The organism is Oscillochloris sp. ZM17-4 (genome assembly GCF_019599295.1).
GTDB lineage: Bacteria > Chloroflexota > Chloroflexia > Chloroflexales > Chloroflexaceae > Oscillochloris.
In genome coordinates this window covers 42,914-51,432 of the sequence record NZ_JAIEWN010000009.1, presented here as the reverse complement: position 1 = coordinate 51,432, position 8,519 = coordinate 42,914, and the positions used below count along the sequence as shown (strand labels likewise).

The 8,519-nt window shown below is 68.2% G+C and carries 8 protein-coding genes, 1 tRNA gene and 2 pseudogenes; 6 read left to right on the top strand and 5 right to left on the bottom strand.

Annotated elements, in window-relative coordinates; all coding sequences use genetic code 11:
* From K2Z83_RS09385 to K2Z83_RS09370, 4 genes and pseudogenes are all read left to right on the top strand, one after another.
* A pseudogene (locus K2Z83_RS09385) lies at nt 1-628 on the top strand (DUF4350 domain-containing protein); the annotation flags it as partial.
* Between the two features lie 39 nt (nt 629-667).
* Nucleotides 668-1,621 carry a hypothetical protein gene (locus K2Z83_RS09380; RefSeq protein ID WP_220594911.1) on the top strand — a complete coding sequence of 318 codons (954 nt, stop codon included), beginning with the start codon at nt 668-670 and terminating at the stop codon, nt 1,619-1,621.
* Complete coding sequence (gene argB / locus K2Z83_RS09375; RefSeq protein WP_220594910.1) at nt 1,611-2,372, top strand: acetylglutamate kinase; 762 nt, start codon at nt 1,611-1,613, stop codon at nt 2,370-2,372. The genes K2Z83_RS09380 and argB overlap by 11 nt, the downstream gene beginning before the upstream one ends.
* 72 nt (nt 2,373-2,444) lie before the next feature.
* On the top strand, nt 2,445-3,146 hold the full coding sequence (locus tag K2Z83_RS09370; protein ID WP_220594909.1) for a Crp/Fnr family transcriptional regulator: 702 nt from the start codon (nt 2,445-2,447) through the stop codon (nt 3,144-3,146).
* A 117-nt stretch (nt 3,147-3,263) separates the two neighbouring features.
* On the opposite strand, the gene K2Z83_RS09365 is transcribed toward K2Z83_RS09370, so the two are convergent.
* The 5 genes and pseudogenes from K2Z83_RS09365 to icd all read right to left on the bottom strand — a co-directional run.
* Nucleotides 3,264-4,124: a class I SAM-dependent methyltransferase gene (locus K2Z83_RS09365; RefSeq protein WP_255603647.1), complete on the bottom strand. Its 861-nt coding sequence runs from the start codon at nt 4,122-4,124 to the stop codon at nt 3,264-3,266.
* Entirely contained in the window at nt 4,121-5,263 is a 1,143-nt protein-coding gene (locus K2Z83_RS09360; protein ID WP_220594908.1) for a glycosyltransferase family 4 protein, read from the bottom strand. The genes K2Z83_RS09365 and K2Z83_RS09360 overlap by 4 nt, the downstream gene beginning before the upstream one ends.
* Before the next feature lie 92 nt (nt 5,264-5,355).
* Nucleotides 5,356-5,430, bottom strand: a tRNA-Cys gene (locus K2Z83_RS09355).
* Nucleotides 5,421-5,819, bottom strand: coding sequence for a cyclic nucleotide-binding/CBS domain-containing protein (locus K2Z83_RS29830; protein ID WP_370650124.1), 399 nt, complete (start codon nt 5,817-5,819; stop codon nt 5,421-5,423). The genes K2Z83_RS09355 and K2Z83_RS29830 overlap by 10 nt, the downstream gene beginning before the upstream one ends.
* A 111-nt stretch (nt 5,820-5,930) precedes the next feature.
* Nucleotides 5,931-7,274: pseudogene (gene icd, locus K2Z83_RS09350) on the bottom strand (NADP-dependent isocitrate dehydrogenase); the annotation flags it as partial.
* A gap of 339 nt (nt 7,275-7,613) precedes the next feature.
* Between icd and K2Z83_RS09345 the strand changes: the two are divergent.
* Together K2Z83_RS09345 and K2Z83_RS09340 are read left to right on the top strand one after the other, a co-directional pair.
* The gene (locus K2Z83_RS09345) at nt 7,614-7,970 is read left to right on the top strand and encodes an NADH-quinone oxidoreductase subunit A (protein WP_220594906.1); all 357 of its coding nucleotides are present in this window, start codon (nt 7,614-7,616) and stop codon (nt 7,968-7,970) included.
* Nucleotides 7,961-8,485: an NADH-quinone oxidoreductase subunit B gene (locus K2Z83_RS09340; RefSeq protein WP_220594905.1), complete on the top strand. Its 525-nt coding sequence runs from the start codon at nt 7,961-7,963 to the stop codon at nt 8,483-8,485. The genes K2Z83_RS09345 and K2Z83_RS09340 overlap by 10 nt, the downstream gene beginning before the upstream one ends.
* The last annotated feature ends 34 nt before the right edge of the window (nt 8,486-8,519 follow it).

Below are 8,519 nucleotides of genomic sequence, written 5' to 3'. Positions count from 1 at the left end.
GGCGCTGCTGGCGGGCGCGGAGGGCGCGCCGGTGATCGCGGGCCTTCAGCGCGGCGCGGGCTACGTCTACCTGAGCACGACCCTGCGCCCGTTCACCAACGCCGGCCTGGCCGACGCGGGCAGCGCGGCCCTGGTGCTCGGCCTACTGCGGCGGCCCCCCCCCGGCGGGCGGCTGATCTTCGACGAGTACCACCACGGCTTTGTGCGCGAGCCCTCGCTGGGCGGGCTGCTGCTGGGGAGCCCCTGGGGCTGGGCGGTGATCTACGCCGGCCTGGTGGGCGCCGCCTATGTGGTGCTGAGCGGCCGGCGCTTCGGCCGGCCCGCGGCCCTGCGCGAGGAGACGGCCCGCCGCAGCAGCGCCGAGTACCTGGAGAGTATGGCCGGGCTGCTGCGGCGGGGGCGCAAGAGCGGCTACCTGCTGGCCCACTACCGGGCCGCACTCAAGCGCCGCCTGGCCCGGCCCTACGGCATCAGCCCCGGCCTGGACGACGACGCCTTCGTGGCCGCCCTGGCCGCCGCCCGCCCCGTCGACGCCGCCGCCCTGCGCGGCCTGCTGGCCCGCATGGCCCGCCCCGAGGTGGGCGAGGCCGAGATGCTGAAAATCATTGCCGAGGGCGATAGGCTGTAAGCCGAGGGGACAGGGGACAGGGGACAGGGGACAGGCGTTATGCGAGACACACTTCAGCCCATCCTGGATCTGCTCGACGACGGGCTGCGCCTCTACCGGCGCGAGTTTCCGCGCATGGCCCTGATCGCCGCCCTCGGTGCGGTGCCGGCGATCATCTTCGTCTTCCTGGCCCTGCGCCGCCCCGATCTGATCGGTTCACCGCAGGGGATCCTGCTCTTCTACGGGGCCATATTCCTGGCCCTGCCCCTGGGCCTCTACCTGACGGGTGCGCTCAGCCGGGCGACTGCGGCCTCGCTGGATGGCCGGCCTGTGCTCGTGCGTGACGCCCTGGCGATCGGCCCGCTGCGCCTGCTGGGCATGGGCTGCTACGGCGGAGTCTTCCTCGTTGTGGTCAATATGGCGATCTCGATGATCAGCGTCTTCTGCTTCTGCCCGCTCTACATCGTGATCGGCGCGGCGGGGGTCGGTATGTCGAGCGCGTTTCGCGGCGGCGGCGCCGCCGGGGCGGCGATGGCCGGGCTCCTTATTGCGATGATGGCCGTCGCCGTTGTGCTGCTCTACGGGCTGAGCCTGGTGCTGAGCGGGGCGACCTATGGCAGCCTACTCTTCAGCCTGCAGCCCTTTGTCCAGGGGGGGCTGCGCATGGGCGAGGCGCTGCGGCGCAGCATCGACATCACCTTCTACCGCTTTGGGGCGAACCTGCTGGCCTACCTGTGCGCCAGCCTGATCTTCGGCACCCTGGCCCTGAGCGCCACCCTGGCGATCGGCGTGCTCGTGCCGCTGCCGCTGCTCTTCCTGATCGGCTCCGAGTCGCCGCTGGCCCAGGGGCTGAGCGCGGCGGCACTGCTCGCCGGCCTGACCCTGACCATCCCGCCGCTGCCGATCTGGATGGCGATGCTCTACCGACGCCGCATGGCCGAGCGCGACGGCGCGGATCTGGCCGAGCGGATCGCCGCGTTTGCAGGATCGGATAGCTTCGGCTATGCTGAGTGATGGGCGCAGCAGCGGCACGGTGGTGAAGGTTGGCGGGAATGAGCTGGACGCCCCGGCCTTTCTGGACGGGCTGAGCGCGGCGGTGGCGGGCTTCGGCGGGCCGATGGTGCTCGTCCACGGCGGCGGCAAGGAGATCACGGCCGCCCTCGATCACTACGGCGTCCACAGCGAGTTTGTTGCCGGCCTGCGCGTCACCTCGCCCGAGGCGATGGCGATCATGCAGCGCGTGGTCTGCGGGACGATCAACAAGCGGGTGGTTGGCCGGCTGGTGGACTCGGGGGTGCGTGCGATCGGCCTGAGCGGGGTCGATCTGGCGCTGCTCGGCTGCGTGCCGCAGCGGCCCGGCGGGGTCGATCTCGGGCGGGTCGGGCTGATCTCGCGGGTGGACACTGGGGCGCTCACGGCCATGATCGGCCTGGGCTGGCTGCCGGTCTTCGCGCCGGTAGCCCGCGGCGATGCCGACGGCCTGAGCTATAACGTGAACGCCGACCAGGTGGCCCAGGCGATCGCCGGGGCCTTCGCCGGGGCCGAGCTGCTCTTTGTGAGCAATGTGCCGGGCGTGATCTTGGGCGGGCAGGTGGCGGCGCAGCTCGACCGGGCCGAGGTGGCGGCGGCGATCAAGTCGGGCGAGATCAGCGGCGGGATGGTGCCGAAGGTGCGCGCCGCCCTCGACGCGCTGGATGCCGGGGCCGCGTCGGCGCGGATCACCAATCTGGACGGCTTCTCTGGCGGCGGCACGCGTATTGTGTAATGCTGAATGTTGAATGCTGAATGTTGAATTCAGCATTCAGCATTCAACATTCAGCATTCAACATTCAACATTATGAGCGACACCCTAGCCTCCGCATCAAGCTCCGCCGAGACCGGCGACATCTTCCGCTCGCTGGAGCCTCGGCAGCGCGCCGATGTCGAGCGGGTGATCGCCTACAACGTCTATGCCGGCGGGCAGATCTTCCACTCGCCGCACGAGATCGGCGAGCAGCTCTTTGTGATGCGCTCAGGCCGCGTCAGGGTCTACAAGCTCTCGCCCGAGGGCCGCGCGCTGACCCTGATGGTGCTGGAGCCGCCGGCGATCTTCGGCGAGATGATCCTGGTGGGGCAGCGGCTCCACGACACCTTCGCCGAGGCGATGACCGAGTCGGTGGTCGGCGTGATCGGGCGCGACACGCTGCGCCAGATCCTTGAGCGGCACCCCCAGGTTGCGCTCGCGCTGATGGATCTGATGGGTCAGCGGCTGCGGGCGATGGAGAATAAGCTGGCCGACATCGCCTTTAAGAGCGTGCCCCAGCGCCTGGCCAGCGTCCTGCTCAGCCTGGCCGGCGTCGGCCCCGGCCCGGTTGCGGGCGGCAGCCCGCCGAGCGTGGTGCGCTACACCCACCAGCAGCTGGCCGACATGATCGGCTCCTACCGCGAGACGGTGACCAAGGCGATCGGGGAGCTGCGCGAGGCCGGGCTGATCCGCATCGAGGACGAGGCGATCGCGCTGACCGACCTCGCCCAGCTCCAGCGGCTCGCGCATAGCTAGGCGGCGAGTGGCAGGTGGCAGGTGGCAGTCAGGCGGCAGGAGCAGGTGGCGGGCGGCAGGTTGTCCTCCTGCCGCCCGCCGCCCGCCGCCCGCAAGCGAGCGCAGCGAGCGACCGGCCTACGGCTTGCGGCAGATGAAGAAGTAGTAGGGGCCGTCCTCGCCGGGGGGGGCGGTGTAAATCTGGCGCAGGATGGGCTCCCAGAGCAGGTTGGGCGTGAGGGCCGGGAAGAGCAGCCAGCGCCCGGTGAGCTTGCGCGTGATCAGGCTGGGCGCGCCGTAGTAGTGGCTGAAGTCGAACAGCTTGAGGGCCGCGTCGCTGAAGTAGGGCCGGTAGGAGACCACCTCCAGCCCGGCGCGCGCGAAGCGGGCCGTCCAGTCCTGCGGGCTGAGCGTGTTGAAGTGGTAGGAGAGCTTGTTGAACCAGCGCCCGTAGCGTGAGCCGTCGAGGCCGAGCCTGTTGAGCAGCCAGGTGCCGAGCAGCTGCTGGGGGAAGCGGTGTCCGACCACCGAGGTGACAAACTGGCCGCCCGGCCGCAGCACCCGCGCCGTCTCACGCAGGGTCTCGTCCAGGGGCACGACGTGCTCGAGGACGCAGTTGCTGATCGCGCTGGCGAAGTGGTCGTCGGGGAAGGGCAGGGCCTTGCCGTTGGCCACGCTCAGGCCGGCGTAGACGCCGCGGCGCTGGGCCTCGTGGGTGTCGGCGTGGATCGGGTCGATCCCGAAGACCTGCTTGCCGGGGAAGGCGATCTGCACAAAGGTGCCGTCGCCGCTGCCGACGTCGACGATCGGCTCGGGCAGGTCGGGGGCCAGCTCGGCGAAGAGGCGGGCCTCCACGGCGCGCAGCATGGCCCGGTGGATGGGCAGGGTGTACAGGTGCGGGCGCAGGTAGTCTTTCATAATGATTGCAGATTGCAGATTGCAGATTGCAGATTGCAGCGGAATCAACGTTGGCTCCAATCTACAATCTGCAATTATCAATGGCGGAGATCTTCAAATAGCCGCTCATACATCTCGGCGGTCTTCTCGGTGCTGAACTTCAGCGCCACCTCGGCGCGCGGGCGCACGTAGCGGTCGCGGTCGCCGAGGATGGCGAGGATGGCAGCGGCGAGGGCGTCGCTGTCTCCGATAGGCACCACCCGGCCCATGCCCGTCTGGATGACGGGCTGGCGGACGCCGGGTAAGGCGCTGGCGACCGAGGGCGTGCCGCAGAGCATGGCCTCGACCTGGACGAGCCCGAAGGTCTCGGTGGAGTTGAGCGAGGGCACGACGATCAGGTCGAGGTTGGGGAAGAAGGTGGCCATATCGGCTGGCCCGAGGGTGCCCACGAAGGTCCAGTGGTCGCGGAAGCGCTCGAAGAGCGGGGCGAGGCGGCGGGCGTAGGCCTCCTCGCCGAGGACGTTCTCGTAGGGGCCGGCGAAGAGCACGCGGGCGGAGGGGTGGGCCGCCAGGATGCGCGGCAGGGCGTTGAGCAGCACCTCGACGCCCTTCTCGGCGGCGAGGCGGGCGGCCATGCCGATGACGGGGCCGCGCAGGTTGTAGCGCTCGCGGAAGCTGGCGATAGCGTCGGCGGTGGCGTGGGCCACCTCGACGGGCGGCGGGATGACGACGATCTTGTCGCGGAAGCGGCGCAGGAAGGGCGAGTGGTCGGCGAAGTCCTGGGTGTATGCGACGATGCGGGTGGCGAGGGCGCCGGCGGCGAGGTTGGCCGCGTCGACGACGTGGTTGGCGACGCGGTTCATCAGTCCGGGGGGCAGTTGGAGGTCGCTGTGGTAGGTGAGCACGACGGGCTGGCGCAGCAGGCGGCCGCGCAGGGCCAGGCCGGGCGCATCGAACTGCGGCAGGTGCAGGCTCATCGCGTCGTTCTGGAGGGCCAGGATGTTGGCCAGCCAGCCGAAGGTGGGCATGATCACGCCCTTGGAGACGCGGGCGGCGACGGGGGCGCGCACCACACGCACGCCGTCCAGCACCTCGTGGCGGGGCAGGCTCGGGTCGTACTGCGAGGTGAGCACGGTGATGCTGTGGCCGCGGCGGGCCAGGGCGGTGGCCAGCCGCTCGACATAGATCGTCAGCCCGCTAGTGTAGGGGCGGTAGTAGGTCAGGGCGAAGAGAATGCGCATAGCGGTGGAGCCTCATCGGCGCATACGGACGCCGAAGGGCCGGGGGAGGGCCGCAGGTGACTGCGGGCTTCCCCCGGCCCTTCGGCGTGAGATGGAGGCGACGGCCGGAATCGAACCGGCGAATGGCGGTTTTGCAGACCGCTGCATTACCACTTTGCTACGTCGCCTCAGCGCCGCGCATTGTAGCACAGCGGTGCGTGGCGCGCAAGCCTGGGTATTTTATGATGGTGTCGCTGATGATGCCGATCGGCTCGCCCGCCTCGGCGATCACCACGCGGCGGATGTTGTTGTCCAGCATCAGCTGCGCGCAGGCGATGATGGTCAGGTCTGGCGTGGAGGTGATCAGCGGCCGGGTCGTGATCTCATCCACCGATATCCCGTTGATCGCGCTGCCGATCACGGCCACCTTCTTCATGATGTCGCGCATGGTCATGATGCCCCAGCTGCCGCTGGCGTCGGGCTTGACGATCACCGAGTGGATGCCGCGGGCCTGCATGTGCTGTGAGACCTCGTGGAGCGACGACTCGCCGGGGACAGCGACGACGGTGCGGGTCATCACCGCGCCGACGCTGCCGCGCGGGTAGGCCTTGCCCTCGGCCCGCTTGAGCAGCTCGGGGCTGATGGTGGCGGACGCGTCGGCGTGGGCGCCGCCGGCGAGGATGCCGTCCATGTTGGCGATCATCGCGTCGGCGAACTCCGAGGTCTTCACCTCGGTGGCCCCCTCCATCTGGCGGGCGAAGTCGTAGGTGACGACCTTGTCGGTGATCGTCTTGCCCAGGGCGGCGACGATCAGGTCGGCGGCCTCGACCCAGCCCATGTAGCGCAGCATCATGTCGCCGGAGAGGATGACCGAGCCGGGGTTGACCTTATCGAGGTCGGCGTACTTGGGGGCGGTGCCGTGGGTGGCCTCGAAGATCGCGTGGCCGGTGACATAGTTGATATTGCCGCCGGGGGCGATGCCGATCCCGCCGACCTGGGCGGCCAGGGCGTCGCTCAGGTAGTCGCCGTTCAGGTTGAGCGTGGCGATCACATCGAACTCGTCGGGGCGGGTGAGCACCTGCTGGAGGGTGATGTCGGCGATGGCGTCCTTGATCAGGATCTTGCCTGCGGCCAGCGCATCCTTCTGCTCGGCGTTGGCCGCCGCCTCACCCCGGCTTGCCTTGGTGCGCTCCCACTGCGACCATGTGTAGACGTGGTCGCCGAAGGCGCGCTCGGCGTACTCGTAGCCCCAGTCGCGGAAGGCGCCCTCGGTGAACTTCATGATGTTCCCCTTGTGCACCAGGGTCACGCTCTTGCGGCCGAAGGTGATCGCGTACTCGATGGCCGCGCCCACCAGGCGCTCGGTGCCCAGCCGGCTCACCGCCTTGATGCCCACGCCCACATCGACCTTGCCCTCGGGGGCCTGGCCGAGCAGGCCGAGGAAGTCGTCGGTCTTCGCGGCGGTGCCGAAGCGCACCTTGCTGAAGTCCTTCGGGTGGGTCGCCTCAAGGAAGTCGAGCACCGTCTGGGCCTCGGGGGTGCCGGCGCGGTACTCGATGCCCGCGTAGATGTCCTCGGTGTTCTCGCGGAAGATCACCATGTCGATCTTGTCGGGGCGCTTGACCGGCGAGGGGACGTTGGCGAAGTGGCGCACCGGCCGCAGGCAGACGTAGAGGTCGAGCATCTGGCGCAGGGCCACGTTCAGCGAGCGGATGCCGCCGCCGATCGGCGTGGTGAGCGGGCCCTTGATGCCGACCAGGTACTCGTTGAACGCCGCCACCGTCTCGTCGGGCAGCCAGTTGCCGGTCGCGGTGAAGGCCTTCTCGCCGGCGAGCACCTCAAGCCAGCTGATCTTGCGCTTCCCGCCGTAGGCCTTCGCGACGGCCGCATCGAAGACCCGCACGCTCGCCCGCCAGATGTCGCGCCCGGTGCCGTCGCCCTCGACAAAGGGCAGGATCGGGTTGTCCGGCACAACAAGCTTTCCGTTGTCGATCGTGATCTTTCCGCCTTCGGGGACGGTGCGGCCAGGCATATGTGTTCTCCTTCAAGCAGTGGAGGAACCCGCAGGGATGGCCGCTATTATAGCTCACATTATCAGCTTGGCTGCGTCCTGTGATGGGTTGTCGATTGCAGATTGCGCAACGTCTTTAGCCTGCGAAACCCGATACAAGAATAATGCAGTCCTCTTTACAAGGCTTTGCAAAGGGAATTTTCATTATTCGTGCGCGTTGACACAAGCTCGATTATAGGTATAATTCCTCTACACACACGAAACCCGTGTCGCTCCCGCCCCGGCCGAGCGCCGCCCCCAGCACTCCTGGCACCCGCAACGTCGCGCCGCGCCTTCACGCAAGATATGGAAAGGCCGACTATGCTTGCAACCTTCACCCCGATCCTGGTGATGTTTCTGATCGCGCTGTTCATCTCTGTGTTCACGATCGGTGCCTCAGCGCTGCTTGGCCCGCGACACGACACCCGGCGCAAGCTGGAGCCCTACGAGTCGGGCATGGAGCCGATCGGCCCGGCGATCCGGCGCATCCCGGTGAAGTTCTACATTGTGGCGATGCTCTTTATCATCTTCGATATCGAGGTGATCTTCTTCTACCCCTTCGCGCTGGTCTTCCGCGCCCTGGGGGGGCCGGGGCTGCTGGCGATGGGCGTCTTCTTCCTCGTCCTGCTGGTTGGCTTCGCCTATGAGTGGAAGAAAGGGGCCCTGCGATGGGAATAGAGGAGAAAGCCGGCGACCTGGGGATTGTCACCACCTCGCTCGAGTCGGTGGTAAACTGGGGCCGCACCAACGCGATGTGGCCGCTGCTCTTTGGCCTGGCCTGCTGCGCGATCGAGATGATGGGCGCCCAGGGCGCTAACTATGACCTCTCGCGCTTCGGCATGGAGCTGAACCGGGCCTCGCCCCGCCAGGCCGACCTGATGATCGTCGCCGGGCGGGTCAGCCGCAAGATGGCCCCGGTGCTGCGCCGGCTCTACGACCAGATGCCCGACCCGAAGTGGGTGATCGCCATGGGCGACTGCGCGGCCTGCGGCGGGGTCTTCAATAACTACGCGATCGTCCAGGGCGTCGATGAGGTGGTGCCGGTGGATGTCTATATCGCCGGCTGCCCGCCCCGCCCCGAGGCGCTGATCGATGGAATCATGATGCTCCACGAGAAGGTGCGGCGCGAGAAGATCACGGGCGAGAAGGAGGGCGCGATCACCCTCCAGCAGCCCCTCGTGCAGGTGAAGTAGGGGACAGGGGACAGGGGACAGGGGACAGGGGACA

Bases quoted from the DNA above. Each gene is read 5' to 3' on its own strand.
- K2Z83_RS09340 (WP_220594905.1), top strand. From the start codon at position 7,961: ATGGGAATAGAGGAGAAAGCCGGCGACCTGGGGATTGTCACCACCTCG.
- K2Z83_RS09360 (WP_220594908.1), bottom strand. From the start codon at position 5,263: ATGCGCATTCTCTTCGCCCTGACCTACTACCGCCCCTACACTAGCGGG.
- K2Z83_RS29830 (WP_370650124.1), bottom strand. From the start codon at position 5,819: ATGACCCGCACCGTCGTCGCTGTCCCCGGCGAGTCGTCGCTCCACGAG.
- K2Z83_RS09345 (WP_220594906.1), top strand. From the start codon at position 7,614: ATGCTTGCAACCTTCACCCCGATCCTGGTGATGTTTCTGATCGCGCTG.
- K2Z83_RS09380 (WP_220594911.1), top strand. From the start codon at position 668: ATGCGAGACACACTTCAGCCCATCCTGGATCTGCTCGACGACGGGCTG.
- K2Z83_RS09370 (WP_220594909.1), top strand. From the start codon at position 2,445: ATGAGCGACACCCTAGCCTCCGCATCAAGCTCCGCCGAGACCGGCGAC.
- argB (WP_220594910.1), top strand. From the start codon at position 1,611: ATGCTGAGTGATGGGCGCAGCAGCGGCACGGTGGTGAAGGTTGGCGGG.